We start from the raw sequence: 25,454 nt of genomic DNA on the forward strand, positions 1-25,454 counted from the left end.
ACCGTCGGCTCCATGTCCCTGCGTTCGCTGTTCGCCGTGCTCGGCGCCCTGTTCCTGCTGGCCACCTCCGCCTCGGCCGCCTCGGCCGCCGACCGCTACCTGGCCGTCGACGGCGTCGACGCCGGTGATTGCACCGATGCGGATGCCCCGTGCCTGACCTGGCCGAAGGTCTACGGCGTCGCCGCCGCGGGCGACACGATCCACCTGGCCGCGGGCGACTACACGCTGGCCAACTTCCCCGACAGCGCGACGGTCAACAAGGCGAACCTGACGATCTCCGGACCGCAGGCCGGCGTGGCCGCGCCCGGGCGCAGCGGCCCCGAGGCGACGCTGCGTTACCGCCGCGACGAGTCCGGCCTGAGCAACGCGCTGTTCGACTTCGCGGCGCCGGGCATCGTGGTCGACGGGCTCTCCTTCGTCAACCCGAGCACGGGCCAGGCCGGCATCGGCCTGATCGGCGGCCCCGGGACGACGCTGCGCAACTCCCGGTTCGAGGCCGTGGGCGTGGGCGTGCTCCAGTCCAGCCAGGCCGTGACCATCGAGCGGTCCCTGTTCGTCGGGTCGGCCCCGGCGGTCGTCCTGAACCCGTTCGCCGGGCCGGCGGTGCTCACCGACAACACGTTCGACAACACCGGCACGTCGGATGCCTCGGTCCACGTCAACGACATCACGATGTACGGCGGCGTGCCGGTCGACCTCACCGCCACCGGGAACACCTTCACGGGGACGGCGCCGGCGTTCTGGTTCTACGACCCGGGGACGGCCCAGCTGCACGCCAACCGCTTCGCGCCGTCGACGTCAGGGCCGGCGGTCGAGAGCTTCCCCGGCGGCGCGACCGTCGACGCCACCGAGAACTACTGGGGCTGCAACGGCGGTCCCGGCGTGGACGGCTGCTCGCCGGCCCCCACCGGTGCCGTCGACACGTCACCCTGGCTGCGGTTCGAGACGATCGCCGTCGGCCCGACGCCGTCGGGTGGCGGCGACCTGACGGTCCAGACCGGCCTGCGGCCCAGCGACGGCTCGGCGCCGTCGACCCCGATCGCCCCGTTCGCGATCCAGTGGAGCACGACGCTGGGCACCGTGTCGCCCACGTCGGCGGTGCTGGGCAGCGACGGGACCACCACGGCGGTCGTGCAGACGCCCGCGGAGGGTGGCTCGGGCACGGTGACGGCCACGATGGACGGGGCCACCGCGCCCTATGACGTCACGATCTACCCGCCCAGCGGCCAGCCGACGGCCGATCCCACGTCCGTGGACTTCGGCGACGTGCTCGTCGGCGGCTCCCACACGCGCGGCATCACCATCGCCAACGACGGGGACGCCGATCTGCAGCTCAGCGGCGTCCAGCTCACCGGCGCGGGCGCGGGCAGCTTCCGCGTGGTGGGCAACTCGTGCACCGGCCTCACGCTGTCGCCGGGGCAGTCCTGCTCGGTGGACGCGCGGGCGCGCCCGCAGGCTGTCGGCCCCGTCTCGGCCACCCTGCGCGTCACCGGCGACGGCCGGCCGGCCACCCTGGACGTGCCGCTGAGCGCCACCGGCGTGCTCGCCGGGGCGACGGCGTCGCCGATGGCGGTCGACTTCGGCGACGTCCACTTCGGCACGCTCAGCGACGCCGAGAACGTCACGGTCGAGAACACCGGTGGCGCGCCGATCACGTTCACCCGCGCGGTGCTGGCCGGGCCGGCGAAGTCGAGCTTCCGCGTCGACGCCGGCAACTGCCTCAGCGCGCCGAGCCTCAGCCCCGGCGCGACGTGCGTCGTGCGCGTCCGCGCGCGGCCCGTCGCGGGCGGCGATGTCACGGCCGAGCTGCAGATCACCACGACCGCCGCGACCGATCCGATCGTGGTCGGGCTGGCCGCGCACGGGCTGGCGCCCGCCGTCACCGCGTCGCCGGACCCGGTGGACTTCGGCGATGTCCTGGTCGACACGCTGTCGGGCCCGCGGACCGCGACGATCACCAACTCCGGTGACGCGCCGCTGAAGATCAGCGCGGCGTCGCTGGCCGCCATCAGCCCCGACGGCCAGAAGTCGTTCCGCGTGGACGCCTCCGGCTGCATCGCCGCCGGCGAGATCGCTCCCGGCGGCACCTGCGACGTCGTGGTCCGCACGCGGCCGCGGCAGACCGGCGCCGCCTCGGCCTCGGTGGTGCTGAAGACCAACACCCCGAGCGGCTCGGCCAGCTTCACGCTGAAGGTCCGGGGCATCGCCGCCGGCCTGGCCTACTACGGCGGACCCGTCGACTTCGGTGACCAGCCGACCGACACGCTGTCCGCGCCGCGCCAGATCATCATCTTCAGCACGGGCGACGTCCCGCTGAGGATCACGTCGGCGATGTACACCAGCGGCGGCGCGAGCTTCCGCGTGAGCGCGACCGACTGCACCAGCCGGGCGGTCCGGGACTACTGCGCGATCCAGCTGCGCACCCGGCCCAAGACGACCGGCCCGGCCAGCGGCACGCTCACGCTGGTCAGCAACGCGCAGAACTCGCCCTACGACATCAGCGTGTCGGTGAACGGGGTCTAGTGCCCTGACACTAGACGGGGCGATCGTGAACCTCAGGGCGCGGCCGCCGGCTCGTCCGGCGGTCCGTGCTCGATCAGCTGCAGCAGCGCCGCCTCGTCGATGATGGCCACGCCGAGGCGCTCGGCGTTGGCGCGCTTGGCGCCGCCGCCCTCGCCGGCCACCAGCCAGTCGGTCTTCTTGGAGACCGAGCCGGTGACGCGGCCGCCGGCGGCGGTGATGCGCTCGGTGGCCTGCTCGCGCGTGAGGTCGGGGAGCGCGCCGGTGAGGACGAACGTGCGTCCGGCCAGCGTGCCCTCGCCGGGCGCGGGGCCCTCCTGCTCGAAACGCAGGTAGGGCCGCAGCCGGTCGATCAGGTCGCGCATGTCCGGGTCGGCCAGCTGCTCGTCGATGACCAGCGCCATCTTCGGGCCGACACCCGGGGTCTGCGCGATCTGGTCGGGCGTGGCGTCCAGGAGCGCGTCGATCGTGCGGAAGTGGGCGGCCAGGTTGCGGCCGGTGACGAAGCCGACCTCCTCGATGCCCAGCGCGAACAGCACGCGCCCGAACGGGACCTCGCGGGAACGGGCGATCGCGTCGACCAGGTTCCCGGCCGAGACATCGCCGTAGCCGTCGAGCGCCTGGATGCGCTCCGGCGTCAGCGTGTACAGGTCGGCCGCGTCGGCGATCAGGCCCTCGGAGAGGAACCGGCCGACCTGCAGCTCCCCCAGGCCCTCGATGTCCATCGCGCCGCGCGAGACGAAGTGCTTGGTCAGCTGCCACTGCTGGCCGGGACAGCCCTTGCGGTTGGGGCACTTGGTGAACACGGCGCCCTCGGGCTTGACCGTCGGCGTGTCGCACGACGGGCAACGCGGCGGCGGGTGCGGCGGCGGGTTGCGATCGGTCCGCTCGGCCACGTGGGGCGCGGGCGAGAGCACCTGCGGGATCACGTCGCCCGCGCGCAGGACGATCACGTCGTCGCCCTCGCGGATGTCCTTGCGGACGATGTCCTCCTCGTTGTGCAGCGTGGCCAGCTTGACGATCACCCCACCCACGGGCACCGGCTCGAGATCGGCGAACGGGTGCAGGTCGCCGAACTTGCCGACGTTCCACAGGATGCGCTTCAGCCGGGTGACCTTCGTCGTGGGCGGGAACTTCCAGGCGATCGCCCAGCGCGGATCGCGTCCCACGACCCCCAGGCGCCGCTGCAGCTCGACGTCGTCGACCTTGACCACGACCCCGTCGATCTCGAAGTCCAGCGAGCCGCGGCGCTGCTCCCAGTCCAGGCAGCGCTCGACGACCGCCTCCTCCCCGTCCACGACCGCGATCTGCGCGTTGACCGGGAAGCCGTGCGCGCGCAGCCAGGCCAGCGCGTCGTGGTGGCTGGTGAACGCGTGCCCCTCGATCGCGCCGACCCCGTAGGCCCAGAACGACAGCGGACGCTGCGCGGCGAGCTTGGCGTCCAGCTGGCGGATCGTGCCCGCGGCCGCGTTGCGCGGGTTCATGAACGTCGACTCGCCCGCCTCGGCCCGGCGCTCGTTCAGCGCGGCGAAGTCGGGCAGCGACATGTACACCTCGCCGCGCACCTCCAGCAGCGCCGGCGCGTCGTCGATGCGCGCCGGGATCGCGGCGATCGTGCGCAGGTTGTGGGTGACGTCCTCCCCGACCGTCCCGTCGCCCCGGGTCACGCCGCGCTCGAGCACCCCGTCGACGTAGCGCAGCGACATGGCCAGCCCGTCGATCTTCGGCTCGCACACGAAGCGGAACGCCGGGTCCTCGATCCCCTCGCGGGCCAGGTGATTGCGCATCCGCTGGACCCAGTCGCGCAGCTCGGCCTCGGAGCGCGCGTTGGCCAGCGACAGCATCGGCTGCAGGTGCTCGACCTTCTCCAGCCGGCTGACCGCGACCAGGCCGCCGCCGACCACCTGGGTGGGCGAGTCGGGCGTGACCAGCTCGGGATGCGCGCCCTCCAGCTGCTCGAGCTCGCGGTACAGCGCGTCGTACTCGTCGTCGCCGATCTCCGGGTCGTCGAGCATGTAGTAGCGGTTGGCGTGGTAGCGCAGTGACGCCCGCAGCTCGGCCACCCGCTCCGCCGGCGTCATTCCAGGTCCTGGGCCGCCGGCGCCACCATGCGCGCGAGGTCGTAGCGGCGCAGGGCATCCATCCCGGCCACGTCGGTCAGATCGAAGTGCAGCGGCGTCACGGCGATCCGCCCCGCGTCGACCGCGGCCAGGTCGGTGCCGTCGCCCTCGACGTAGCCGTGCTGGTCGGCCGTGCCGTAGATCCAGTACTGCCGGCGCGCGCCCTCGTCGACCTTCAGCTGCAGCTCGTCGCGGTACACGCGCTTGCCCAGCCCGCACACCTCCACCCCATCCGGATGGCGGCCGGGCGCGTTGATGTTCAGCAGCGTGCCCTCGGGCAGCGGCACCTCGTCGAGGCGGTCGACGATCTGCGCGGCGAAGCGGGCCGCGACGCGGAAGTCGAACGTCCCCGGGGGCCGGAAGTCCATCTCGCGCTCGGACGACTGCTGGGAGACGGCGATCGCCGGCAGGCCGAGCAGGACGCCCTCCAGCGCGGCGGCCACCGTGCCCGAGTAGGTGATGTCGTCGCCCAGGTTGGCGCCGTGGTTGATCCCCGAGACGATCAGCTCGGCCTCGAAGCCCTCGACCAGCCCGTGGGTGGCCAGCCGCACGCAGTCCACCGGGGTGCCGTCGGTCGCGTAGCCGTGCGTGCCGTCGTCGAACTCGACGCGCTCGACCCACAGCGGGCGGCGCGTGGTGATCGAGCGGGCCGTCGCCGAGCGGTTGCCGTCGGGCGCGATCGTCACCAGCTCGACGTCGGGCACCTCCAGCAGCGCGCGCCGCAACGTCTGGAGCCCCTCGGCGTGGATGCCGTCGTCGTTGGTGAGCAGGACCCGCATCGCGGGGCGGATTCTAGGAGTAGTCCACCGAGGCGAAGTACAGCCCGTGCGGTGCCGCGGTCTGCCCCGCCTCGTTGCGCGGGCGCCCGGTCAGCAGCACCGCGAAGTCCTCGACGCTGCGCCGCCCCATGGCCACCTCCAGCATCGTGCCGACCAGGATCCGGTTCATGTTGCGCATGAACGCGTCGGCGGTGATCCAGAAGCTGAGCAGGTCGCCGTGGCGCTCCCACCGGGCGGTCGACACGATCCGCTCGAAGCGCACGTGGTCGGTCTCGGTCGGGGTGAACGCGGTGAAGTCGTGCGGGCCGGGCAGCAGCGCGGCGCAGGCGTCCAGCGCGTCGCGGTCCAGCTGCGCGGGCCAGTGCAGGGCGCGGCCACGCTCGAACGGGTCGCGCGTGCGGCGGTTGAGCACGCGGAAGCAGTACGTGCGCGAGCGGGCGTCGCGGCGCGCGTCGAAGCCGTCCGCCGCGGCGTGCGCGTCGAGCACGACGATCTCGGGCGGCAGCAGCGCGTTGACGCCCTGCAGGCGATCGGGCGGTTCGCCGGGGTAGGAGGCGACCTGGCCCCACGCGTGGACGCCCGCGTCGGTCCGCCCGGCCACCGTCAGCGCCACCGGGCCGCGCAGCAGCACGCCGAGCGCGCGCTCGACCTCGGCCTGCACCGTGCGCAGGCCCGGCTGCTTGGCCCATCCGAAGAAGGGCGCGCCGTCGTAGGCGATCGTGAGGCGCGTCGTCGGCACGTTCAGTCGATGCCGGAGACGCGCAGGAGGCGATCGGTCCCGGAGACCAGCGTCTCGCGAGCCGCGACCGGGTCGGCCAGGGAACCCGCCACCATCGCTCCGTCGCGCAACATCACCAGGTGCCGCGCCGCACGGTCGGGATGCTGGTGGCCGGCCTCCGCCAAGAGGCCGCGCAGGTGCTCGGCGAACCAGCGCCGGTGCTCCTCGATCGCCTGGCGCGGCGCGCTCGCGGGATCCGGGTACTCGGCCGCGGCGTTGATGAACACGCAGCCGCGGAACCCCGGCGTGCACAGCTCGTCGCCGATGCCCGCGACGATGGCCCGCAGCCGGTCGGCCGGGGCCGGAGACTCGGCCGCGAGCGCCTCGGCCTGCGCGCGGCGCAGCGCATCGAACGTCTGCAGGCAGGCCGCGACGAGCTCGTCCTTGCTGCGGAAGTGGCGGTAGAAGGTCGCCCGCGTCACCGGCGCCTCGGTGACGATCCGGTCGACCCCGATCCGGCCGACGCCCTCCTCGTAGAACAACCGCAGCGCGGTGGTCAGCAGGCGATCCCGGGGGGACTCGGAGGCGGCCGGCGACATCGGGTGAATCTACCAGAGAGAGAACGATCGTTCTTGCAACGGATCTCCCTCACCCGAGCCGGCGTCGCGCTCCTGTGGGCCGCCGCGCTGCTGCTCGCGGGCGGCGAGCTCGGCGGGGCCACCACGGCGCTGCTGATCGCCTATCCCGCGATCGACGTCGTCGCCTCCGTGGCCGACGCGCGCTCGACGCGGCTGCGGGTGCAGTGGCTGAACGCCAGCCTCAGCGCCGCGGCCCTCGTCGCGATCGCCATCGCCGCGGGCCAGGACACCACCGCCGTCCTGCGGGTGTTCGGCGTCTGGGCGCTGGTCAGCGGAGCCCTGCAGCTGGCGGTCGCGCTCCACCGCAGGCGGCGGGTGCCCGGTCAGCTTCCGCTGATGCTCAGCGGCGGCATCTCGGCGATCGCCGGCGTCGCCTTCGTCTCGATGGCCGCGGCGGACGACCCGAAGGTGACGGGCCTCGCCGCCTACGCGACGCTGGGAGCGATCTTCTACCTGGTCGCCGCGCGCGGGCAGCACCGCACGTTTGTGGCGCACGACGCATCGTGAGCGGCTAGGTTTGGCTCGTGGTCAGCTCGGTGTCCTCGCTTCTCCGCTGCGTCGCGCTGGCCGCGATCGCCTTCGCGTTCCTGACGACGTCCGCCCACGCGGGCGCGTCGGCCTTCCGGGCCACCACGCCCGAGATCCCGGTGCGCGATCCGGCCCCGCCGCCCGGGGCCCAGGTCCTGAAGTACCGGTTCGGCCCGATGAAGATCCAGCCCGGGCAGAACGTCATCGACATCGACGTGCAGAAGGAGCGGCCCGACGTCGACGGCTGGATCGTCGGCTTCCGCCCCGGGCTGATCGACGCCAAGACCGGCAAGAACCCGCCGGTCAGCGAGGTGCACCTGCACCATGCCGTGTGGCTGGTCGATCTGCAGCCGACGTTCGCCGCCGGCGAGGAGAAGACGAACTTCAACGCCCCGCAGGGCTTCGGCTGGCGCTACACGACCAAGCAGAACTGGCTCATCAACCACATGATCCACGACCTGGTCGGCCAGCCGCACGAGGTGTACATCACCTACACGATCTACTTCATCCCCGACACGGCCCCCGAGGCCGCGGGCATGCACGAGATCCGCACGCAGTGGATGGACGTCGAGGGCGTCAAACCCTACCCGGTGTTCAACGCGCTGAAGGGCTCGGGGACCAACGGCCGCTTCACCTTCCCCGATCAGGCCACCAACCCCTACCCCGACCGGCCCGACCGGCCGCGCAACCAGTGGGTGGCCGACCGCGACGCGACGCTCGTGGTCACCGCCGGGCATCTGCACCCGGGCGGGCTGTGGACCGACCTCAACCTGACCCGCGACGGGAAGACCGTGCGGCTCTTCCGCTCGCGCGCGAACTACTACGAACCCAGCGGCGCGGTGTCCTGGGACGTCGCGATGGAGGCGACCCCGCCGGACTGGCGCGTGCACATCGAGAAGGGCGACATCCTCTCGACGAACGCGACCTACGACACGAGCAAGGCCTCGTGGTACGAGGTCATGGGGATCATGGTGGTGGGCATCACCACCGATGACCAGGGCGGCGTCGACCCGTTCACCGGCCAGGTCGACCAGGCCGGCTACCTGACCCACGGGCGGCTCAAGGAGAACATCGACCCGGCCGGCACCACGAAGGTCAACCCGGCCTACAACGTCGCCGCCAAGATGCGCTCCGGGCCGCTGGTCAGCAAGGTCGTGATCCGCAACTTCGTCTACGGCCAGGGCGACCTGACCATGCCCGGTCGCCAGGGCCAGCCGCCCCAGGTCGTGCAGGGCCAGTCGCTGACCTTCGTCAACGAGGACCAGCCCACGACCGTGCGCTTCCACACGGTCACCGCCTGCGCGGCCCCGTGCAACCGGGGCAGCGGCATCGGCTTCCCGCTGGCCAACGGCGCCGGCCTGTTCGACTCGGGCGAGCTCGGCTTCGGGCCGACGATCTCCGGGGCCATCTACGGCGACAGCGACCAGGTCCCGCTCACCCCGGTGGTCGAGACGCCCGCCGCCGCGGCGAACTGCACGACCGGTGGCCCCGGCGCGCTGACCAAGGCGCTGACCACCAGCTGCATCGGCACCGACACGTGGAAGACGCCGAAGAACCTCTCGCCCGGCACCTACACCTACTTCTGCCGGATCCACCCGTTCATGCGCGGCGCCTTCCGGGTCGTGCCGAAGATCAAGATCACCGAACGGTGAGGCGGGCGACGGGCCGGGCCGGCAGGCCCCCGCACCCGTTCGGCGCGGCGACGGTCGGCACGCGGTAGGCGACGCCCGCGGCGGGACGCTGGGCGACGACGCGCCCGCGGTTCGCACCCACGGCGCGGATCTGGGCGCTGCACAGCACCTGGCGGGCGTCGGTCGCGGCGAGGCCGACCACGCGCGGGACCCGCGGCGGGCCACTGGCTGGCGTGCGCGACTCCAGCAGGAACCCGGGCCGCGCGGAGCGCAGGTCGCCGCTCACCGTCCGGCCCGCGACGGGGGCCGCGAGGCGCACGGTCTGGGGCTGGTTGAGATGCGCGATCGCCGGACAGACGACCTCGGGGCCCTGGACCGACTTGACGCTCACGGCGACGACGAGCTCCGTGGCGCCGGCCCGCACCGAGATCTGCGGGTCGCCCTGGTCGCAGCCGCCCGTGACGCCCGGTTGGATGATCAGCGCGCGCCCACCGGAGCCCACGCCGGCCAGGGCCCAGTCCAGCGGCCGATCGGTCGGGACGGGCCCGCCGGCCAGCGCGGTCATCGCGACCACCGCCGCGAGCATCAGCCGAAGCGGCGGCGCACGAAGCGCCGCACCGTCCACGACGACAGGCCGTGCCAGGTGAACAGCAGCGCGCTGGGCACCAGCGCGATGGCCGGCCAGAAGAAGCCCGAGCCGCCGGTCAGCTCCCAGATGCCGATCAGCGAGCCGTTGACCACGACCACCGACGTGCCGTGCGCCTTCAGCGCGGCGCGGTCGAAGCGATCGACCGCGGCGCCGAAACGCTGCACGCGCTGCTTGGGCACGTCACGGGCCAGCAGGGTGAGCTCGACGCGCGACGACGCGCGCTCGACGCGCTCCAGGCGCGCCTCGAGATCGTCGATCGAGATGCGGCCCTCGGCGTAGGCGCCGTGGAGCAGACGCGAGCAGCGCTCGCGATCTGCATCCGACGCAAGGACGACCCCGGCCATACCCGCCAGGGTAGTCAACCGCGGGCCGGTCCTAGACCAGCTCGAGGTAGACCATCTCGGTCGCGTCACCCGAACGCTGACCGATCTTGAGGATGCGGGTGTAGCCACCCGGCCGCTCGCTGTAACGCGGGGCGACCTCCTCGAACAGCTTGTGGACCACGTGCACCGTCGAGGTGCTCTGGCCCAGCGTGCTGTAGGCCTGGCGACGAGCGTGCAGGTCGCCCTGCTTGGCCAGGGTGATGAGCTTCTCGACCTCGGGCTTGACCGCCTTGGCCTTGGCCTCGGTGGTCTTGATGCGCTCGTGCTCGATCAGCTGCTTGCTCAGGTTGCGCAGCAGCGCCTTGCGATGGGCGGTGTCACGCGAGAGCTTGTGGCGGGTCTTCTGATGGCGCATGGCGTTGGTCCTAGTCCTCGCGGAGGTTCAGCCCGCGGGCCTCGAGGGTCTCGATGACCTCGTCGATCGACTTCTTGCCGAAGTTCGGGATCGCGTTGAGCTCACCCTCGGACTTCGACACCAGGTCACCAACCGTCTGGATGCCAGCGCGCTTGAGGCAGTTGTACGAACGGACGCCGAGCTCGAGCTCCTCGATGAGGATGTCGTGCATCGGGCCACCGGAGGCCGCAGCGGCAGCGCCACCGGCGTGGCCGTTGCCGGCCGCCGCGAGTCCGTCGGCCAGCTGGCCGGCCGGACCGGCGCGCAGCTCCTCGACGCGGTCGGCGTCGGTGAAGATGGCCAGCTGCGAGATGAGCAGCTCGGCCGCCTCGCGCAGCGCGGCGTGCGGGTCGATCGAGCCGTCGGTCTCGATGTCGATCGTCAGCTTGTCGAAGTCCGTGCGCTGACCGACGCGGGCGGGCTCGACGGCGTAGGCGACGCGACGGACGGGCGAGAAGATCGAGTCGATCGGGATGACGCCGATCGGCTGGTCGGCCGTCTTGTTGTCCTCGGCCGGGCGGTAGCCGCGGCCGCGGCCGATCGTCAGGTACAGCTCGAGCTTGGTCTTCTTCTCGAGCGTGGCGACGTGCACGTCCGGGTTGAGGATCTCGACGCCCGCGGGCAGGTCGATGTCCTTGGCGGTGATGTCGCCGGGACCCGTGACGACCAGCGGGGCCTCGACCTCGCTGGCGTCGGAGTGCATCTTGCAGACGATGCCCTTGAGGTTCAGGACGATGTCCGTGACGTCTTCCTTGACGCCCTGGATGGTCGAGAACTCGTGGGCGACGCCCTCGATCCGCACGCTCGTCACCGCAGCGCCGCTGAGCGAGCTGAGCAGCACGCGGCGCAGCGAGTTGCCGAACGTGTACCCGAAGCCACGATCGAGCGGCTCGATCGTGAAGGTGCCGCGGTTGTCGTCGACCGATTCGCTGGTGATCCGGGGGACTTGGAAGTCGAGCATGGGGGCCTAACTGTCGTTCTCTGGGGGCGGCGCGGGGACAACCCAGGGCGCCGCGCGTCTCTCTAAGTGATTCGTTACTTCGAGTACAGCTCGACGATGAGCTGCTCCTGCACCGGAGCAGCCACTTCACGGCGCTCCGGCTTGCGCAGGACCTTGGCCGTCAGCGTGTCGTGATCGGCCTGCAGCCATGCGGGCACCTGGCCGGTGAGCTCGGTCGCGTCGCGGATGGCCGCCTCGGCGGAGCTGTCAGCCTTGATCGAGATGACGTCGCCAGCACGCACCTGGTAGCTGGGGATGTCAACGCGACGGCCGTTGACGAGCCAGTGGCCGTGGCGGACCAGCTGGCGGGCCTGGCGGCGCGAGGCGGCGAAGCCGAGACGCACCAGGACGTTGTCCAGTCGGAGCTCGAGCAGGGACAGCAGGTTCTCACCCGTGATGCCCGTCTGACGGCTCGCCTTCTCGTAGTAGTTGGCGAACTGCTTCTCGAGGATGCCGTAGTAGCGCTTGGCCTTCTGCTTCTCGCGCAGCTGCAGTCGGTACTCCGACTGCTTCTGGCGGCCACGGCCATGGTCACCCGGCGGGTAGTTGCGACGCTCGACGCCGCACTTGTCGGTCAGGCAGCGCTCTCCCTTGAGGAAGAGCTTCTGGCCTTCACGACGGCACTGCTTGCACTGGGGGGAAGTATCTCGAGCCAAGGGGGTTCTCCTACACGCGGCGCCGCTTGCGAGGGCGGCAGCCGTTGTGAGCCTGCGGGGTGACGTCGCGCACGCCGGTGACCTCGAGGCCGGCGGCCTGGAGCGAGCGGATCGCGGTCTCGCGACCGGAGCCCGGCCCCTTGACGAACACCTCGACCTTCTGAAGACCCTGCTCCATGCCCTTGCGGGCGGCGGCGTCAGCGGTGACCTGCGCGGCGAAGGGCGTCGACTTGCGCGAGCCCTTGAAACCGGCGCCGCCGGCGGACTCCCACGCGATGACGTTGCCTTCGCGGTCGGTCAGCGACACGATCGTGTTGTTGAAGCTGGTCTTGATGTGCGCCTGGCCGATGGGGATGTTCTTCTTCGGCTTGCGGCGGCCGCGCGAGGGGCGCTTGGGAGCGGGCACTACTTCTTCCCTGCCTTCTTCTTGCCGGCGACCTGCATGCGCTTGGGACCCTTGCGCGTCCGGGCGTTGGTCTTGGTGTTCTGGCCGCGCACGGGCAGGCCGCGACGATGGCGCAGGCCGCGGTAGCAGCCGATCTCCATGAGGCGCTTGATGTCCTGAGAGCGCTCGCGGCGCAGGTCGCCCTCGACCGTGAGCCCACGGTCGATCGCGTCACGCAGCTTGGAGACCTCGTCCTCGGTGAGGTCGCGGACGTAGGTGTCCGGCGAGATGCCCGTCTCGGTGAGGAGCTCGTTGGAGGTCGAGCGCCCGATGCCGTAGATGTACGTCAGGCCGATCTCGACGCGCTTGTTCAGAGGAATGTTGATGCCGGAGATGCGCGCCATGCTCTAGCCCTGCCGCTGCTTGTGGCGGGGGTTGGAGCAGATGACCAGCACCGCGCGGTGGCGGCGGATGATCTTGCACTTCTCGCACATCGGCTTGACCGACGGTCGTACCTTCATGGGACCTTTCAAGGGAAGAAGAACAGGCGATCGCAGGCAGGGACCCGCAAAACGCGCGACCGTTGAAGATAGCACAGGCGATCGGACGGCTTAACTGCCGCGTCAATCGACGGCGCGCTTCAGGAATCCCCGCACGCCCAGCGTCCCGAAGACGCCCAGCGAGACGACGATTCCCAGTGCCACCCAACCCGTCGCCAGGTGCGGGGTGTCGGTCAACGCGCCCCGCATCCCCTCGCTGACGTACGTCATCGGGTTGGCCAGGGTGATGACCTGGAACCAGCGTAGCCCGTCGAGCGCCTCCCACGGGTAGAACGTCGCGCCCGTGAAGATCATCGGCGTCAGGATCAGGCCGAACGCGACCGCGATCCGGTTGGGCGGCACCGCGGTGCCGAGCACCAGGCCGATGCAGGCGCCGACGATCGCGCCGACCACGATCATCACGATCAGGCCGGGGATCGAGGCGTCGCCCAGGTTGATGCCGCCGGGCAGGATCAGCGCGCCGAGCGGCAGGATCAGCAGGCCACCGACGATCCCGCGCAGCGACGCGATCACCAGCTTCTCGGCCGCCACCCAGGTGACGGGCAGCGGGGCCAGCAGCCGGTCCTCGATCTCCATCGAGAAGGAGAACTCGATGATCAGCGGCAGCGCCACGTTCTGCAGGGCGGTGAGCACGAGCGTCAGCGCCAGCACGCCGGGCAGCAGCTCGTCGCCGTAGGCGCCCTGCGCGGCGCCGATCTCCGGCAGCACGCGGCCGAACACGAACAGGAAGAAGATCGGCTGCAGCAGCGCCTGGCTGAGGAACGGCAGCAGGTCACGGCGCACCGTGACGTACAGGTCGCGCTCGCACAACGCGAGGAAGGCGGTGATCGAGGCGCGCTCGACCCTCATCGCAGCTCCCGCCCGGTCAGATGCACGAAGACGTCCTCCAGCGACCCCTCCAGCGTGCGCAGCTCGATCAGGTCGCGCCCGGCGTCGGCCACCCGGCGGGCCAGCTCGGCCGGCGTGACCTCGCCGTACACGCGCCCGCGCCAGCGGTCCTCCTCGGCCGCGCCCTCGGCGCCGGCGAACGGCTCGGTACCGGCCACGACGACCTCCAGCCCGTGCTCGGAGGGCAGCAGCCGGCGCAGCCCGCGCGGCGTGTCCAGCGCGATCACCTTGCCGTGGTCGACGATCGCGATGCGGTCGCACAGGCGGTCCGCCTCCGCCATGTCGTGCGTGGTCAGCATCAGCGTCACCCCGCGGGCGCGCAGATCGACCATCGTCTCCCACAGGAACAGGCGCGACTGCGGGTCCAGGCCGGTGGTCGGCTCGTCGAGGATCAGCACGCGCGGCTCGTGCATCAGCGCGCGGGCGATCATCAGCCGCTGGGCCATGCCGCCCGAGTAGTTGTCCACCTTGTCGCCGCCGCGGCCCTCCAGCCCCATCCGGCCCAGCAGCTCCTCGGCCCGGGCCCGGCGCGAGGCGCGCGGCTCGCCGAAGTAGGCGGCGTGGAAGACGAGGTTCTCCAGCGCGGTCAGCGACCGGTCGATGTTCGGGCGCTGGGGCACCACGGCGATGCGCTGCTTGACCGCGACCGGCGCGCGCAGCACGTCGAAGCCGTCGACCGTGACGCGACCGCCGGTCGGGCGCACGCGCGTGGTGATCGTGCCGATCGTCGTGGTCTTGCCCGCGCCGTTGGGGCCCAGCAGCCCGAAGATCTCGCCCTCCAGCACGGAGAAGCTGACGCCGGCCACCGCCTCGTCGGGTGCGGAGGCGTAGCGCTTGTGGAGGTCGTCGACCTCGACGACCGCCGCGGCGGTCGTCACGCCGCTGCGCGCGCCGTGTCCAGATGCCACGGCGTGAGGATCCGTGGCCCGTCGACGCCAACGGCGACGGTGAACTCGAAGTGGGCGGCCAGCGAGCCGTCCTGGGAGTAGATCGACCAGCCGTCAGAGCCCATCCGCACGGCGTGGCGCCCGGCGGTGGTCATCGGCTCGATGGCCAGGACCATCCCCTCCTCCAGCACCGGGCCGCGGCCCGGATCGCCGTAGTTGGGGATCTGCGGGTCCTCGTGCATCTCCTGGCCGATGCCGTGGCCGACCAGCGAGCGCACGACCGACAGGCCCTCGGCCTCGACCGTCGCCTGCACGGCGTGGGAGATGTCGCCCAGCCGGTTGCCGGCCTTGGCGAACGCGATGCCGTCGAACAGCGACTGCTCGGTCACGTCCAGCAGCTTGCGGGCGATCGGGGAGATCGCGCCGACCGGGAACGTGCGGGCGCCGTCGGCCACCCAGCCGTCGAGCGTGACGCCGATGTCGACCGACAGGATGTCGCCGCGCTCCAGCGTGTAGCTGCCGGGGATGCCGTGGACGACCATCGAGTTGGGCGAGGCGCAGATCGAGCCGGGGAACCCGCGATAGCCCTTGAAGGAGGGCACCGCGCCCTGGGAGCGGATGTACTTCTCCGCCGCCGTGTCGAGCTCCTTGGTGGTCACGCCCGGGCGGATCTTGCCCTCGAGCAGCTTCATCGTGCGCCGGTGGACCTCACCGGCGGCGGCCATCTTCTCGATCTGCTCTGGGGTCTTGCGAACGATCATCCGACGACCCAGGGTAGAAGCTAGATCTGCTCTTCCAGGCGCAGCGTCGCCAACGTCGCCCGGATGTGGTCGTGGACCTCGTTGGGCTGGCGCGAGCCGTCGAAGCGCTTGAGCAGGCCGCGCTCCTCGTAGTAGTCGACCAGCGGAGCGGTCTGCTCGCGGTAGACCTGCAGGCGACGGCGGACCGTCTCCTCGTTGTCGTCGTCGCGCTGGATCAGCCGCGAGCCGTCGACGTCGCAGATGCCCTCGTGCTTGGGCGGGTCGTAGTAGACGTTGTACAGGCGGCCGGTCTTGGCGCTCACGCGGCGGCCGGAGATGCGCTTGATGGCCACCTCGTCGGGCACGTCGATGACCAGCGCGGCGGTCAGCGTCCGCCCCAGCTCGCCCACGGCCTCCTCCAGCGCCTCGGCCTGCGGAACCGTGCGCGGGAAGCCGTCCATGAGGAACCCGTCGGCCGCGTCGTCGCCGCCCAGGCGATCGACGATCACGCCGATGATCACCTCGTCGGGCACGAGCTCGCCGCGATCCATGTAGCCCTTGGCGGTCTGCCCCAGCTCGGTGCCGTCCTTGACCGCGCCGCGGAGGATGTCGCCGGTGGCCAGGTAGAGCAGGGAGAAGTCCTGCTGCAGGCGCTCGGCCTGCGTGCCCTTACCGGCCCCCGGGGGACCCAGGAGGATGAGATTCAGCTCCGACACGGACGTCCGAGCCTACTTATTTCAAGAAGCCTTCGTAGTTGCGCATCATCAGCTGTGCCTCGAGCTGCTTCATCGTGTCCAGCGCAACGCCGATGACGATGAGGATCGAGGTACCGCCGAAGTAGAAGGTCGCCGACGTCTGGCTGATGAGGATCGTCGGGAGCGCAGCGATGGCGGCCAGGTAGAGCGCTCCTGGGAAGGTCAGGCGCGCCAGGATGCGGTCGAGGAACTCGGCCGTGGGGCGCCCTGGTCGCACCCCGGGGATGAAGCCGCCGTACTTCTTCAGGTTCTCCGCCTGGTCGACGGGGTTGAACGTGACCGCCGTGTAGAAGTACGTGAAGATGATGATGAAGAAGGACTCGCCGACCAGGTAGGGCCACTTCGACGGGGCGAAGAAGTTGGAGAAGTCCGTCGCCCATGGCGTGTTCAGCAGCTGGCCGATCGTCGGCGGGAAGGCCATGATCGACGCGGCGAAGATGACCGGGATCACGCCCGCCATGTTCACGCGCAGCGGCAGGTAGGTCTGGCCGCCCTGGGTCATGCGCCGGCCGATCACCCGCTTGGCGTACTGGACCGGGATCCGGCGCTGGCCCTCCTGGATGAAGACGATCGCGGCGATCACGCCGAGCGCCAGGAAGGGCATCATCACCTTGAAGACGGCGTCGTCGCTGTTCCACCACTGGGAGATGCCGTTGGGCAGGCCGGCGACGATCGAGGCGAAGATCATCAGCGAGATGCCGTTGCCGATGCCGCGCTGGGTGATCAGCTCGCCCATCCACATGAGCAGGATCGTGCCGGCGGTCAGCGACAGGACGATCAGGAAGACCGTGCCCACGTTGAAGGGCTGGATCAGCGGCACGCCCTGGTCGTCGGTGAAGGACTTGAACAGGAAGACGTAGCCGATGGCCTGGGCGAAGGCCAGGCCGACGGTCAGGTAGCGCGTGTACTGCGTGATGCGCTGCTGGCCGACCTCGCCCTCCTTCTGCAGCTTCTCCAGCGACGGCACGACGACCGTCAGGAGCTGCAGGATGATCGAGGCCGTGATGTACGGCATGATCCCGAGCGCGAACAGCGCGATCCGGGACAGGCCACCGCCGGAGAAGACGTTCAGGAACTGCAGGACGCCGCCGTTGCTGAACTGCGACTGCGCCTTGAGCGCGTCGACCGCGTCAGCAGAGACGCCGGGAACCGGGATGTGCGACCCGAGGCGGTACAGCGCAAGGATCGCTGCCGTGAACAGCAGCTTCTTGCGGATGTCGGCAACGGTGAACGCGCTGAGGATCGTCGACAGCATGGGACCGTCCTGAGACTACCGACGCTCGCGCTTTCGCCGGTCCGCTAGGACTCGACGACGACGCACGTGCCGCCGGCGGCCTCGATGCGCTCGCGCGCACCCGCGCTGAACCCGTGGGCGTGGACCGTCAGCGCCTTGCTGAGATCGCCCTTGGCCAGGACCTTGACCGGAACGCCCTTGCGCTTGGCGATGCCCGCCTTGGCGTAGTCCTCCAGCGTGACCTCGGCGCCCGCGTCGAAGCGGCGCTCCAGGTCGCCCAGGTTGACCGGCTGGGTGTGGGTGCGGAACGGCTCGAACGGCATCGACTTCTTCATGTGCGGGCCGCGCAGCTTGCGCATCCGCATGTGGATCGGCATCTGGCCGCCCTCGAAGCGCGAGCGGTCCTTGGAGCCGGCTCGCGAGCCGGCGCCCTTCTGACCGCGACCCGAGGTCTTGCCGGTGCCCGAGCCCTCGCCACGGCCGACGCGCTTGCGCGGCTTGCGCGAGCCCTCAGCCGGGTGCAGGGAGTGCAGCCCGATCCGCTCAGTTGTCTCTTCGTTGTCAGCCATCGACCTTCACCAGATGCCGGACCCGGTGCAGCATGCCCCGGGTCTGCTCGTTGTCCTTGACCTCGACCGTCTGGCCGATCTTGCGCAGCCCCAGCGAACGCAGCGTCTCGCGCTGCGCGTGGTTGGCGCCGTTCTTGCTCTTGACCTGCGTCACGGCGGGCATCAGGCGGTGACCTCCTCGGCGGGCGCGTCGGCCGCGGCCGTCGTCGCCTCCTGGGGCTCGACCTCGGGCGCCGGGGCGTCGCCGCCCAGCCCGAGGACCGCGTTGATCGACAGGCCGCGCAACTGCGCGACCTCCTCGGGCCGACGCAGGCCCTGCAGGCCGGCGATCGTCGCCTTGACGAGGTTGATCGGGTTCTGGGTGCCCAGCGACTTGGAGAGGATGTCGTGGATCCCCGCCAGCTCGAGCACCGCGCGCACGCCGCCACCGGCGATGACGCCGGTACCGGGCGAAGCCGGCTTGAGCATCACGTGGCCGGAGCCGAAGATGCCGTCGACCGGGTGGGTGATGGTCGAGCCGTGCTTGGGCACGCGGAAGAGGTTCTTCTTGGCCTGCTCGACACCCTTCTGGATGGCGAGCGGGACCTCGTTGGCCTTGCCGTAGCCGACGCCGACCACGCTCTCCTCGTCACCGACGACCACGAGGGCCGTGAACGAGAAGCGCCGGCCGCCCTTGACCACCTTGGCGACGCGGTTGATCTCAACCACGCGCTCCTGGAGGTCCAGCCCGGCGGGGCTCACTGAACGATCGATAAGCATTTGCAACTCAGTCCTAGATTGCCAGTCCGGCTTCGCGGGCACCTTCGGCCACGGCCTTGACGCGACCGTGGTACTGGTAGCCGCCACGGTCGAACACGGCGTTCTCGATGCCGGCGGCCTTCGCGCGCTGCGCGATCAGCTCACCGATCTTCGTGGCCTGCTCGGTCCGGCCCAGGCTCTTGACGTCGGACTCCGTCCACTGCGCGGCGGCCAGCGTGACGCCGGCCTCGTCGTCGATCAGCTGGACGAAGACCCCGTTGTTGGAGCGGAACACGGCCAGGCGCGGACGCGTGGCGGTCCCGGTGATCTTCGCGCGCACACGCCGGCGGCGCTGCAGGCGGCGCGCTTCCTTCGTCTTGACGCTCATGCGCGCTTGCCCACCTTCCGGGCGACGTACTCGCCCTCGTAGCGGATGCCCTTGCCCTTGTAGGGCTCCGGCGGCCGCTGCTTGCGGATGTTGGCCGCGATCTCGCCGACGACCTGCTTGGAGATCCCCTTGACGATCACGCGGGTCGGGATCGGCACCTCGAAATCGATGCCGTCCGGAGCCTTGATGGAGACCGGGTGCGAGTAGCCGAGCGCGAGCTCGAGGTCGCGGCCCTTGAGCACGGCGCGGTAGCCGACGCCCTGGATCTCCAGCGTCTTGGTGTAGCCGTTGGTGACGCCCTCGACCATGTTGGCCACCAGCGACCGCGTCAGCCCGTGCAGGGCGCGATGCGGACCGCGGTCGGTCGGGCGGGTGACGGTCAGCGTGTCGCCGTCCTGGGTCACCGTGATGTCACGGTGAACCCGCTCGGTCAGCTCGCCCTTGGGGCCGTGCACGCGCACGACGTCGGGCTCGATCGAGATGGTCACACCCGTGGGCACGGGAATCGGCTTGCGTCCGATGCGGCTCACGTCACCACACCTTCGCCACGATCTCGCCGCCCACGCCCGCGCGACGCGCGTCATGGCCGGTCATGACCCCGTGGGACGTGGACACGATGGCCGTGCCCATGCCGCCCTGGATCTTGGGGATGTTGGTCGCCGGGACGTAGCGGCGCTGGCCGGGGCGCGACACGCGCTGCAGCCCGGTGATCGCCGACTGACGGCTGTCGGTGTACTTGAGGCGGACGATGATCAGCTCGGCCGGGCGGTCCGCGGTGGGCGCCTCGATCTCGTAGCCGTCGATGTAGCCCTGCTCCTTGAGGATGCGGGCCAGCTCGACCTTCAGCTTGCTCGAAGGGATCTCGACGGTCTCGCGCGCAGCATGGATCGCATTGCGAATGCGCGTGAGGAAGTCGGCGATCGGATCGGTCATGGACATGGGGCTACCAGCTGCTCTTCGTCATCCCGGGGATGTAGCCATCGTGGGCCAGCTCGCGCAGGCAGATCCGGCAGATGCCGAACTTGCGGTACACGGCGCGGGGGCGGCCACAACGGCGACAACGAGTGTACTCACGGGTCTTGTACTTGGCGGGGCGCGCCTGGCGGACGCGCTGCGAGGTCTTCGCCATGGCGGGGTTACTGGTCCTCTCGGGTGAAGGGCATGCCGAACGCCAGGAGCAGCGCGAGGGCGCCCTCGTCGTTCGGGGAGGAGGTCGTGATCGTCACGTCCAGGCCACGGACCTGGTCGATGGCGTCGTAGTCGATCTCCGGGAAGATGATCTGCTCGCGGACACCGAGCGTGTAGTTGCCCCGGCCGTCGAACGAGGTGCGCTTGAGGCCGCGGAAGTCGCGGATGCGCGGGATGGCGATCGACAGCAGCCGGTCGAGGAACTCGTAGGCGCGGTCGCCACGCAGGGTGACGGTCAGGCCGACGGGCATGCCCTCGCGCAGCTTGAACGCCGCGATCGACTTGCGGGCCCGACGGACGTTGGGCTGCTGGCCGGCGATCGTGGCCAGCTGCTCCTGAGCGGCCTCGAACATCTTGCTGTCCTGCTTGGCCTCGCCCACGCCCATGTTCAGCGTGATCTTCTCGATCTTCGGGACCTGCATGATCGAGGCCAGGCCGAGCTGCTCCTGCAGGGCAGGGCGGATCTCGTCGACGTAGCGCGTCTTCAGACGGGCGGGCTGGGTGGGTGTGGTGTCGGTGGCCATCAGTCGATCTGCTGTCCTGAGCGACGGGCGACGCGGAAGCGCTTGCCGTCCTCGCGGTTGATGCCGACGCGCGTCGGCTTCTTGTCCTTCGGGTCGACCAGCGCCACGTTGGACACGTGGATCGGGCCTTCCCGTTCGATGACGCCGGCCTGAGCGTTTGGGTTCAGGGCCGACGGCTTCTGGTGGCGCTTGACGATGTTCAGACCCTCGACGTAGACCCGCTGCTTCTTCGGGTCGACCCGCAAGACCTTGCCGGTCTTGCCGCGGTCCTTGCCGCCGATGACGATCACCGTGTCGTCGCGCCGGATCTTCAGGCTAGCGGCCATCGGCTACAGCACCTCCGGAGCGAGCGAGACGATCTTCATGAAGTTGCGATCGCGCAGCTCACGCGCGACGGGCCCGAAGATGCGGGTGCCGCGCGGGTTGTTCTGGGCGTCGATGATCACCGCGGCGTTCTCGTCGAACGCGATGTACGTGCCGTCGTCGCGGCCGAAGGACTTCTTCGTGCGCACGACGACCGCCGTCACGACCTCGCCCTTCTTGACCGCACCCTGGGGGTTGGCCTGCTTGACGGTCGCGGTGATGACGTCGCCGACGTGGGCATAGCGGCGGCGTGAGCCACCCTTCACGCGGATCACGAGGATCTCGCGCGCACCCGAGTTGTCGGCGACCTTGAGGCGGGACTCGTTCTGGATCACTTGGCGCGCTCCAGGACTTCGATGAGCTTCCAGCGCTTGGAGCGCGACAGCGGACGGCTCTCCTCCACGCGGACCGTGTCGCCCTCGCGGGCGTCGTTGGTCTCGTCGTGGGCGTGCAGCGACTTGGACGAGCGCACGACCTTCTCGTAGCGCCGGTGACGGCGGGCGGAGTCGATGCGGACGGTGATCGTCTTGTCGGCCTTGTCGGAGGTCACGATCCCCTGGCGCACCTTCTTGCGCCCGTGGACGTGCTCGACGGCAGCCGGCGGCTCGGTCTTGGGCTCGTCCTTGCGCGCGGCGCGCTCCTTGGCGCGACGGGCGGTGCGCAGACGCGCCTTGCGCTTGCGCTCGGCGTCGCGCTCGGCCTGGCGCTCCTCGGGGGTGCGCGCGGGACGCTTGGAGGCAGCCAGATGCTGCGCCTGCGTGCGCTGCTCCTTGCGGGTCAGCGTCGGCGCGGCCTCGGTCGCCTCGACCGGAGTCTCCTCGGCGGTCGTGGTCTCCTCGGTTGTCTCTTCGTCAGCCATCAGATCTCGTTGGTGTCGATGCCGCGCTCGCGGGCCACAGTGAGGGCCCGCGCGAGCGCGCGCTTGGAGTTGCGAAGGCCCGCGGTGTTCTCCAGCTCGCCGGTGGCGTGCTGGAAGCGCAGGCCGAACTGGTCGCGGCGCGTGGTCTTGATGTGCTCGATCAGCGCTTCGTCGTCGAGCTCACGCAGTTCGAGAGCGGTCTGAGTCGTTGCCATCTAGCTCTCACCGTCCTCTCGGGTCACGAACTTGGTGCGCACGGGCAGCTTATGGCCGGCCAGGCGCAGCGCCTCGCGCGCCAGGGGCTCCGGCACGCCGGCCAGCTCGAACATCACACGACCCGGCTTGACCACGGCGACCCAGCCCTCCGGAGAGCCCTTGCCGGAGCCCATGCGGGTCTCGGCCGGCTTCTTCGTGTAGGGCTTGTCCGGGAAGACGTTGATCCACACCTTGCCGCCACGCTTGATCTTGCGGGTCATGGCGATACGAGCGGCCTCGATCTGGCGGGCCGTCAGCCAGCTGGCGTCCAGCGACTTCAGGCCGTACTCGCCGAACTGGACCGTGGTCTGGCCGCGCGAGAACCCGTGCTTGCGCCCGCGGTGCTGCTTGCGGTGCTTGACGCGCTTGGGGGACAGCATCTAGCGCCCACCCCCCTGCGGGCCACGGCCACCGCCGCCGCCACCGCCGCCGGGACGGCCACCGCCGCCACCGCCGGGTCGGCCACCGCCGCCGCCACCCTGGCCGCCGCGGTACCCACCGCCGCCACCCTGGCCGCCACGACCGCCGCCACCCTGGCCACCACGACCGCCCGGGCCGCCGGGCCCACGCCCGCCGCCGCCCTGACCGCCGCGACCACGGCCACCGCCGCCGCCACCCTGGCCGCCACCGGGACCGCCGCCCTGGCCACCGCGACCGCGACCGCGCCCACGGCCGTCACGGCCGTCGCGGCGATCGCGATCCTGCTGGGGCGCAGGCGCGTTCATGTCGGTGAGGTCCATGCCGGTGAAGCCCTCGGGCATGATCTCGCCCTTGTTGATCCAGCACTTCACGCCGATGCGGCCGAAGGTCGTGCGGGCCTCGTAGAAGCCGTAGTCGATGTCCGCGCGCAGCGTGTGCAGCGGCACGCGACCGTCGGAGTACATCTCCGTACGGGCCATCTCCGCGCCGCCGAGGCGACCGGACACCTGGATCTTGCAGCCCTTGGCGCCCGAGCGCATCGCGCTGGTCAGGGCGCGCTTCATCGCGCGGCGGAAGGCCACGCGGTTCTGGAGCTGCTCACCCACGGACTGGGCCACGAGCTTGGCGTCCAGCTCCGGGCGCTTGATCTCGAGGATGTTGACCTTGATCGACTTCTGCGTCATGCGATGCAGGTCCTTGCGGAGCGCATCGACCTCGCTGCCGGACTTGCCGATCACGATGCCGGGACGCGCGGTGTGGATGTTGACCTCCACCTCGTTGGCGTCCTTGCGGATCGTGATGTCGCTCAGGCCGGCGTGCGAGAGCTTCCCGATGATGTGGCGGCGGATCGCCACGTCCTCCGCCAGGTAATCGGCGAACTGGCGCTCGTTGAACCAGTTCGACTTCCAGTCGTGGATGTAGCCGACCCGCAGGGCCTCGGGATGAACCTTCTGTCCCATTCGTTACCCCTTCGGCGTCAGTGTGATCGTGAGATGGCTGGTGCGCTTGCGGATCTTCGTCGCGCGGCCCATGGCCCGCGGCTGGAAGCGCTTGAGGGTCGGGCCCTCGTCCGCGTACGCGGCTTCGATCTTCAGATCGTCGCCCAGCAGCTCGTGGTTGTGCTCGGCGTTGGCCACGGCCGAGTTCAGCAGCTTGGCCCAGTCCTTGGCGACGGCGCGCGGCGTGAACGCGAGGATCGCGCGCGCTTCGTCGACGGACTTGCCACGGATGTTGTCGCAGACCAGGCGGGCCTTGCGCGCGGAGGTGCGCACGTACTTGGCCTGGGCGCGCACGACCGGCGGCGTGGCCTCGGTCTCCGGCTTGGCCTTGGCGGCCTTGGGCGCCGGAGCAGCGGGCGCCTCGACCTTGGGCTCGGCCTTCTTGCGCGGGGCGCGCTTGGGCTTGGGCGTCTCCTCGGCGACGGGCTCGTCGGCGACGGCCTCCTCGGCGGGAGCCTCCTCGACCTCAGCCACCGGCTCGTCCGGCGCAGCGGTCTCGACGGGAGCGTCCGCCTCGGCGACCGGGGTCTCCTCGACCTCGGTCTCCTCCACGTTCTTCTCCTCGTCGGCCATCAGCGCACCTTCCCCGAGCCGGCGTGGCCACGGTAGGTGCGCGTGGGCGCGAACTCGCCGAGCTTGTGCCCGACCATCGACTCCGAGACGAACACGGGCACGTGCTTGCGGCCGTCGTGGACGGCGATCGTGTGCCCGACCATCTCCGGGAAGATCGTCGAGGTCCGCGACCAGGTGCGGATCATCGTCTTGTTGCCGGACTGGTTCATCGCCTCGATGCGCCCGATCAGGCGCTCCTCGATGAACGGTCCCTTCTTGCTTGAGCGACTCATCGGCTCCGGCCCTTCCCACGCTTGCGGCCGCGCACGATGAGGCGGTCCGAAGCCTTGTTCTTCTTACGAGTGCGGTAGCCCAGCGTCGGGACGCCCCACGGGGTCACCGGGTGACGACCCGGGGTGGTGGAGCCCTCGCCGCCGCCGTGCGGGTGGTCGACCGGGTTCATGGCCGTGCCACGCGTCTGCGGGCGAACGCCCATGTGACGCTTGCGACCGGCCTTGCCGACCGTGACGTTCTGGTGCTCGGCGTTGCCGATGGTGCCGATCGTGGCGCGGCAGCTGGCGGGCACCAGGCGCATCTCGCCCGAGGGCAGGCGCAGGGTGGCCATGCCACGCTCCTTGGCCATCAGCTGGATGCCGGCGCCGGCGGACCGGGCCATCTGCCCGCCGCGGCCCGGCTGCAGCTCGACGTTGTGCACCACGGTGCCGGTGGGGATCCGCTCGAGCGGGAGGCAGTGACCGACGGCGATGTCGGCCCCCTCACCGCTGATCACGGTCATGCCCACCTGCAGGCGGTTGGGCGCCAGGATGTAGCGCTTCTCGCCGTCGGCGTAGTGCAGCAGCGCGATGTAGGCCGTGCGGTTCGGGTCGTACTCGATGGCGGCGACCTTCGCCGGCACGGTGTCCTTCGTCCGCTTGAAGTCGATCCGGCGGTACAGGCGCTTGGCGCCGCCGCCGCGATGGCGGGACGTCTTGCGGCCGTAGCTGTTGCGGCCACCCGACTTGGTCAGACCCTCGACCAGGGACTTCTCGGGCTCGCTCTTGGTGATCTCGGCGAAGTCGGGGTACGTCGCGAAGCGGCGTCCCGGGCTCGTCGGCTTGGGCTTGCGAATGGGCAT

37 protein-coding genes are annotated in these 25,454 nt (G+C 70.6%); 3 read left to right on the plus strand and 34 right to left on the minus strand.

The features are described from left to right. Window positions 1-12: 12 nt before the first annotated feature. Window positions 13-2,523 carry a choice-of-anchor D domain-containing protein gene (locus ACZ5UI_RS15670; RefSeq protein WP_464188460.1) on the plus strand — a complete coding sequence of 837 codons (2,511 nt, stop codon included), beginning with the start codon at window positions 13-15 and terminating at the stop codon, window positions 2,521-2,523. 32 nt (window positions 2,524-2,555) lie between these two features. Here the strand turns inward: ACZ5UI_RS15670 and ligA are convergent, their stop codons facing one another. The 4 genes from ligA to ACZ5UI_RS15690 are packed head-to-tail and all read right to left on the minus strand — an operon-like array spanning window position 2,556 to window position 6,736. Further along, window positions 2,556-4,601 carry an NAD-dependent DNA ligase LigA gene (gene ligA / locus ACZ5UI_RS15675; RefSeq protein WP_464188462.1) on the minus strand — a complete coding sequence of 682 codons (2,046 nt, stop codon included), beginning with the start codon at window positions 4,599-4,601 and terminating at the stop codon, window positions 2,556-2,558. After that, window positions 4,598-5,419 (minus strand): 5'/3'-nucleotidase SurE, encoded by an 822-nt coding sequence (gene surE, locus ACZ5UI_RS15680; RefSeq protein WP_464188464.1) that lies wholly within the window; start codon window positions 5,417-5,419, stop codon window positions 4,598-4,600. The genes ligA and surE overlap by 4 nt, the downstream gene beginning before the upstream one ends. A gap of 13 nt (window positions 5,420-5,432) precedes the next feature. Continuing rightward, a complete protein-coding gene (gene truA, locus ACZ5UI_RS15685; RefSeq protein ID WP_464188466.1) occupies window positions 5,433-6,158 on the minus strand; it encodes a tRNA pseudouridine(38-40) synthase TruA in 726 nt (241 codons plus the stop codon). A 2-nt stretch (window positions 6,159-6,160) separates the two neighbouring features. Further along, complete coding sequence (locus ACZ5UI_RS15690; RefSeq protein ID WP_464188468.1) at window positions 6,161-6,736, minus strand: TetR/AcrR family transcriptional regulator; 576 nt, start codon at window positions 6,734-6,736, stop codon at window positions 6,161-6,163. Between the two features lie 33 nt (window positions 6,737-6,769). Here ACZ5UI_RS15690 and ACZ5UI_RS15695 point away from each other — a divergent pair, with 33 nt between their 5' ends. Both ACZ5UI_RS15695 and ACZ5UI_RS15700 read left to right on the plus strand, forming a co-directional pair. Continuing rightward, window positions 6,770-7,282, plus strand: a complete 513-nt coding sequence (locus ACZ5UI_RS15695; RefSeq protein ID WP_464188470.1) for a DUF308 domain-containing protein — start codon at window positions 6,770-6,772, stop codon at window positions 7,280-7,282. Window positions 7,283-7,311: 29 nt separating this feature from the next. After that, window positions 7,312-8,955 (plus strand): hypothetical protein, encoded by a 1,644-nt coding sequence (locus tag ACZ5UI_RS15700; protein ID WP_464188472.1) that lies wholly within the window; start codon window positions 7,312-7,314, stop codon window positions 8,953-8,955. Here the strand turns inward: ACZ5UI_RS15700 and ACZ5UI_RS15705 are convergent. The 30 genes from ACZ5UI_RS15705 to rplB all read right to left on the minus strand — a co-directional run bounded on the left by ACZ5UI_RS15705 (window position 8,942) and on the right by rplB (window position 25,454). Next, entirely contained in the window at window positions 8,942-9,520 is a 579-nt protein-coding gene (locus ACZ5UI_RS15705) for a hypothetical protein (protein ID WP_464188474.1), read from the minus strand. The two genes, ACZ5UI_RS15700 and ACZ5UI_RS15705, sit on opposite strands and share 14 nt — an antisense overlap. Next, window positions 9,520-9,927, minus strand: coding sequence for a DUF1707 SHOCT-like domain-containing protein (locus tag ACZ5UI_RS15710; RefSeq protein WP_464188476.1), 408 nt, complete (start codon window positions 9,925-9,927; stop codon window positions 9,520-9,522). Before ACZ5UI_RS15710 ends, ACZ5UI_RS15705 begins: the two co-directional genes overlap by 1 nt. A 31-nt stretch (window positions 9,928-9,958) precedes the next feature. Continuing rightward, window positions 9,959-10,321, minus strand: coding sequence for a 50S ribosomal protein L17 (gene rplQ / locus ACZ5UI_RS15715; protein WP_464188478.1), 363 nt, complete (start codon window positions 10,319-10,321; stop codon window positions 9,959-9,961). A 10-nt stretch (window positions 10,322-10,331) separates the two neighbouring features. Continuing rightward, complete coding sequence (locus ACZ5UI_RS15720; protein ID WP_464188480.1) at window positions 10,332-11,321, minus strand: DNA-directed RNA polymerase subunit alpha; 990 nt, start codon at window positions 11,319-11,321, stop codon at window positions 10,332-10,334. Between the two features lie 74 nt (window positions 11,322-11,395). Further along, window positions 11,396-12,016, minus strand: a complete 621-nt coding sequence (rpsD, locus tag ACZ5UI_RS15725; protein WP_464188482.1) for a 30S ribosomal protein S4 — start codon at window positions 12,014-12,016, stop codon at window positions 11,396-11,398. A 10-nt stretch (window positions 12,017-12,026) separates the two neighbouring features. Further along, entirely contained in the window at window positions 12,027-12,422 is a 396-nt protein-coding gene (rpsK, locus tag ACZ5UI_RS15730; protein WP_464188485.1) for a 30S ribosomal protein S11, read from the minus strand. Further along, window positions 12,422-12,805, minus strand: coding sequence for a 30S ribosomal protein S13 (rpsM, locus tag ACZ5UI_RS15735; RefSeq protein WP_464188487.1), 384 nt, complete (start codon window positions 12,803-12,805; stop codon window positions 12,422-12,424). Before rpsM ends, rpsK begins: the two co-directional genes overlap by 1 nt. A gap of 3 nt (window positions 12,806-12,808) precedes the next feature. Then, window positions 12,809-12,922 (minus strand): 50S ribosomal protein L36, encoded by a 114-nt coding sequence (gene rpmJ, locus ACZ5UI_RS15740; protein ID WP_259312273.1) that lies wholly within the window; start codon window positions 12,920-12,922, stop codon window positions 12,809-12,811. A gap of 102 nt (window positions 12,923-13,024) precedes the next feature. Beyond that, window positions 13,025-13,810 (minus strand): ABC transporter permease, encoded by a 786-nt coding sequence (locus tag ACZ5UI_RS15745; RefSeq protein WP_464188492.1) that lies wholly within the window; start codon window positions 13,808-13,810, stop codon window positions 13,025-13,027. Beyond that, a complete protein-coding gene (locus ACZ5UI_RS15750) occupies window positions 13,807-14,757 on the minus strand; it encodes an ABC transporter ATP-binding protein (protein ID WP_464188494.1) in 951 nt (316 codons plus the stop codon). Before ACZ5UI_RS15750 ends, ACZ5UI_RS15745 begins: the two co-directional genes overlap by 4 nt. Further along, window positions 14,724-15,497, minus strand: a complete 774-nt coding sequence (gene map / locus ACZ5UI_RS15755) for a type I methionyl aminopeptidase (RefSeq protein ID WP_464188497.1) — start codon at window positions 15,495-15,497, stop codon at window positions 14,724-14,726. Before map ends, ACZ5UI_RS15750 begins: the two co-directional genes overlap by 34 nt. 20 nt (window positions 15,498-15,517) lie before the next feature. Continuing rightward, window positions 15,518-16,183 (minus strand): adenylate kinase, encoded by a 666-nt coding sequence (locus tag ACZ5UI_RS15760; RefSeq protein WP_464197832.1) that lies wholly within the window; start codon window positions 16,181-16,183, stop codon window positions 15,518-15,520. Between the two features lie 25 nt (window positions 16,184-16,208). Then, window positions 16,209-17,486, minus strand: a complete 1,278-nt coding sequence (secY, locus tag ACZ5UI_RS15765) for a preprotein translocase subunit SecY (protein WP_464188499.1) — start codon at window positions 17,484-17,486, stop codon at window positions 16,209-16,211. A gap of 44 nt (window positions 17,487-17,530) precedes the next feature. Next, window positions 17,531-18,034 (minus strand): 50S ribosomal protein L15, encoded by a 504-nt coding sequence (gene rplO, locus ACZ5UI_RS15770; RefSeq protein WP_464188501.1) that lies wholly within the window; start codon window positions 18,032-18,034, stop codon window positions 17,531-17,533. Next, complete coding sequence (gene rpmD / locus ACZ5UI_RS15775) at window positions 18,027-18,197, minus strand: 50S ribosomal protein L30 (protein WP_464188503.1); 171 nt, start codon at window positions 18,195-18,197, stop codon at window positions 18,027-18,029. The genes rplO and rpmD overlap by 8 nt, the downstream gene beginning before the upstream one ends. Then, the gene (gene rpsE, locus ACZ5UI_RS15780) at window positions 18,197-18,793 is read right to left on the minus strand and encodes a 30S ribosomal protein S5 (RefSeq protein WP_464188505.1); all 597 of its coding nucleotides are present in this window, start codon (window positions 18,791-18,793) and stop codon (window positions 18,197-18,199) included. The genes rpmD and rpsE overlap by 1 nt, the downstream gene beginning before the upstream one ends. A 13-nt stretch (window positions 18,794-18,806) precedes the next feature. Then, on the minus strand, window positions 18,807-19,160 hold the full coding sequence (gene rplR, locus ACZ5UI_RS15785) for a 50S ribosomal protein L18 (RefSeq protein ID WP_464188507.1): 354 nt from the start codon (window positions 19,158-19,160) through the stop codon (window positions 18,807-18,809). Then, window positions 19,157-19,690: a 50S ribosomal protein L6 gene (gene rplF, locus ACZ5UI_RS15790; protein ID WP_464188509.1), complete on the minus strand. Its 534-nt coding sequence runs from the start codon at window positions 19,688-19,690 to the stop codon at window positions 19,157-19,159. The genes rplR and rplF overlap by 4 nt, the downstream gene beginning before the upstream one ends. 1 nt (window position 19,691) lies before the next feature. Beyond that, window positions 19,692-20,099: a 30S ribosomal protein S8 gene (gene rpsH / locus ACZ5UI_RS15795; RefSeq protein WP_464188511.1), complete on the minus strand. Its 408-nt coding sequence runs from the start codon at window positions 20,097-20,099 to the stop codon at window positions 19,692-19,694. Window positions 20,100-20,103: 4 nt separating this feature from the next. Further along, entirely contained in the window at window positions 20,104-20,289 is a 186-nt protein-coding gene (locus ACZ5UI_RS15800) for a type Z 30S ribosomal protein S14 (RefSeq protein WP_464188513.1), read from the minus strand. Between the two features lie 7 nt (window positions 20,290-20,296). Beyond that, window positions 20,297-20,872, minus strand: coding sequence for a 50S ribosomal protein L5 (gene rplE / locus ACZ5UI_RS15805; RefSeq protein ID WP_464188515.1), 576 nt, complete (start codon window positions 20,870-20,872; stop codon window positions 20,297-20,299). Next, the gene (gene rplX, locus ACZ5UI_RS15810) at window positions 20,872-21,198 is read right to left on the minus strand and encodes a 50S ribosomal protein L24 (RefSeq protein WP_464188517.1); all 327 of its coding nucleotides are present in this window, start codon (window positions 21,196-21,198) and stop codon (window positions 20,872-20,874) included. Before rplX ends, rplE begins: the two co-directional genes overlap by 1 nt. A 3-nt stretch (window positions 21,199-21,201) precedes the next feature. Then, the gene (gene rplN, locus ACZ5UI_RS15815; protein ID WP_464188519.1) at window positions 21,202-21,570 is read right to left on the minus strand and encodes a 50S ribosomal protein L14; all 369 of its coding nucleotides are present in this window, start codon (window positions 21,568-21,570) and stop codon (window positions 21,202-21,204) included. Continuing rightward, window positions 21,567-22,094 (minus strand): 30S ribosomal protein S17, encoded by a 528-nt coding sequence (rpsQ, locus tag ACZ5UI_RS15820; protein WP_464188521.1) that lies wholly within the window; start codon window positions 22,092-22,094, stop codon window positions 21,567-21,569. Before rpsQ ends, rplN begins: the two co-directional genes overlap by 4 nt. Beyond that, on the minus strand, window positions 22,094-22,309 hold the full coding sequence (gene rpmC, locus ACZ5UI_RS15825; RefSeq protein WP_464188523.1) for a 50S ribosomal protein L29: 216 nt from the start codon (window positions 22,307-22,309) through the stop codon (window positions 22,094-22,096). The genes rpsQ and rpmC overlap by 1 nt, the downstream gene beginning before the upstream one ends. Further along, window positions 22,310-22,729 (minus strand): 50S ribosomal protein L16, encoded by a 420-nt coding sequence (rplP, locus tag ACZ5UI_RS15830; protein ID WP_464188525.1) that lies wholly within the window; start codon window positions 22,727-22,729, stop codon window positions 22,310-22,312. Continuing rightward, on the minus strand, window positions 22,730-23,728 hold the full coding sequence (gene rpsC / locus ACZ5UI_RS15835) for a 30S ribosomal protein S3 (protein WP_464188527.1): 999 nt from the start codon (window positions 23,726-23,728) through the stop codon (window positions 22,730-22,732). Between the two features lie 3 nt (window positions 23,729-23,731). Next, window positions 23,732-24,061 (minus strand): 50S ribosomal protein L22, encoded by a 330-nt coding sequence (gene rplV / locus ACZ5UI_RS15840; RefSeq protein ID WP_464197834.1) that lies wholly within the window; start codon window positions 24,059-24,061, stop codon window positions 23,732-23,734. A 278-nt stretch (window positions 24,062-24,339) separates the two neighbouring features. After that, on the minus strand, window positions 24,340-24,612 hold the full coding sequence (gene rpsS / locus ACZ5UI_RS15845; protein WP_464188529.1) for a 30S ribosomal protein S19: 273 nt from the start codon (window positions 24,610-24,612) through the stop codon (window positions 24,340-24,342). After that, complete coding sequence (gene rplB, locus ACZ5UI_RS15850; protein ID WP_464188531.1) at window positions 24,609-25,454, minus strand: 50S ribosomal protein L2; 846 nt, start codon at window positions 25,452-25,454, stop codon at window positions 24,609-24,611. Before rplB ends, rpsS begins: the two co-directional genes overlap by 4 nt.

This window comes from Conexibacter sp. JCM 18997 (assembly GCF_055391915.1).

Excerpts from the sequence above, each read along its gene's own strand:
- rpsS (WP_464188529.1), bottom strand. The coding sequence starts at position 24,612 with ATGAGTCGCTCAAGCAAGAAGGGACCGTTCATCGAGGAGCGCCTGATC.
- ACZ5UI_RS15710 (WP_464188476.1), bottom strand. The coding sequence starts at position 9,927 with ATGGCCGGGGTCGTCCTTGCGTCGGATGCAGATCGCGAGCGCTGCTCG.
- rplX (WP_464188517.1), bottom strand. The coding sequence starts at position 21,198 with ATGGCCGCTAGCCTGAAGATCCGGCGCGACGACACGGTGATCGTCATC.
- surE (WP_464188464.1), bottom strand. The coding sequence starts at position 5,419 with ATGCGGGTCCTGCTCACCAACGACGACGGCATCCACGCCGAGGGGCTC.
- rpmD (WP_464188503.1), bottom strand. The coding sequence starts at position 18,197 with ATGCCCGCCGTGACGCAGGTCAAGAGCAAGAACGGCGCCAACCACGCG.
- ACZ5UI_RS15705 (WP_464188474.1), bottom strand. The coding sequence starts at position 9,520 with ATGCTCGCGGCGGTGGTCGCGATGACCGCGCTGGCCGGCGGGCCCGTC.
- rplO (WP_464188501.1), bottom strand. The coding sequence starts at position 18,034 with ATGGCTGACAACGAAGAGACAACTGAGCGGATCGGGCTGCACTCCCTG.
- rpsM (WP_464188487.1), bottom strand. The coding sequence starts at position 12,805 with ATGGCGCGCATCTCCGGCATCAACATTCCTCTGAACAAGCGCGTCGAG.
- rpsC (WP_464188527.1), bottom strand. The coding sequence starts at position 23,728 with ATGGGACAGAAGGTTCATCCCGAGGCCCTGCGGGTCGGCTACATCCAC.
- ACZ5UI_RS15745 (WP_464188492.1), bottom strand. The coding sequence starts at position 13,810 with ATGAGGGTCGAGCGCGCCTCGATCACCGCCTTCCTCGCGTTGTGCGAG.
- rplQ (WP_464188478.1), bottom strand. The coding sequence starts at position 10,321 with ATGCGCCATCAGAAGACCCGCCACAAGCTCTCGCGTGACACCGCCCAT.
- rpmC (WP_464188523.1), bottom strand. The coding sequence starts at position 22,309 with ATGGCAACGACTCAGACCGCTCTCGAACTGCGTGAGCTCGACGACGAA.
- rplR (WP_464188507.1), bottom strand. The coding sequence starts at position 19,160 with ATGAGCGTCAAGACGAAGGAAGCGCGCCGCCTGCAGCGCCGCCGGCGT.
- ACZ5UI_RS15690 (WP_464188468.1), bottom strand. The coding sequence starts at position 6,736 with ATGTCGCCGGCCGCCTCCGAGTCCCCCCGGGATCGCCTGCTGACCACC.
- rpsQ (WP_464188521.1), bottom strand. The coding sequence starts at position 22,094 with ATGGCTGACGAAGAGACAACCGAGGAGACCACGACCGCCGAGGAGACT.
- rplB (WP_464188531.1), bottom strand. The coding sequence starts at position 25,454 with ATGCCCATTCGCAAGCCCAAGCCGACGAGCCCGGGACGCCGCTTCGCG.
- ligA (WP_464188462.1), bottom strand. The coding sequence starts at position 4,601 with ATGACGCCGGCGGAGCGGGTGGCCGAGCTGCGGGCGTCACTGCGCTAC.
- ACZ5UI_RS15720 (WP_464188480.1), bottom strand. The coding sequence starts at position 11,321 with ATGCTCGACTTCCAAGTCCCCCGGATCACCAGCGAATCGGTCGACGAC.
- ACZ5UI_RS15670 (WP_464188460.1), top strand. The coding sequence starts at position 13 with ATGTCCCTGCGTTCGCTGTTCGCCGTGCTCGGCGCCCTGTTCCTGCTG.
- ACZ5UI_RS15800 (WP_464188513.1), bottom strand. The coding sequence starts at position 20,289 with ATGGCGAAGACCTCGCAGCGCGTCCGCCAGGCGCGCCCCGCCAAGTAC.
- rplP (WP_464188525.1), bottom strand. The coding sequence starts at position 22,729 with ATGCTGTCCCCCAAGCGCGTCAAGCACCGCAAGCAGCACCGCGGGCGC.
- rpsE (WP_464188505.1), bottom strand. The coding sequence starts at position 18,793 with ATGCTTATCGATCGTTCAGTGAGCCCCGCCGGGCTGGACCTCCAGGAG.
- secY (WP_464188499.1), bottom strand. The coding sequence starts at position 17,486 with ATGCTGTCGACGATCCTCAGCGCGTTCACCGTTGCCGACATCCGCAAG.
- rplE (WP_464188515.1), bottom strand. The coding sequence starts at position 20,872 with ATGGCCACCGACACCACACCCACCCAGCCCGCCCGTCTGAAGACGCGC.
- rpsH (WP_464188511.1), bottom strand. The coding sequence starts at position 20,099 with ATGTCCATGACCGATCCGATCGCCGACTTCCTCACGCGCATTCGCAAT.
- rpmJ (WP_259312273.1), bottom strand. The coding sequence starts at position 12,922 with ATGAAGGTACGACCGTCGGTCAAGCCGATGTGCGAGAAGTGCAAGATC.
- map (WP_464188497.1), bottom strand. The coding sequence starts at position 15,497 with ATGATCGTTCGCAAGACCCCAGAGCAGATCGAGAAGATGGCCGCCGCC.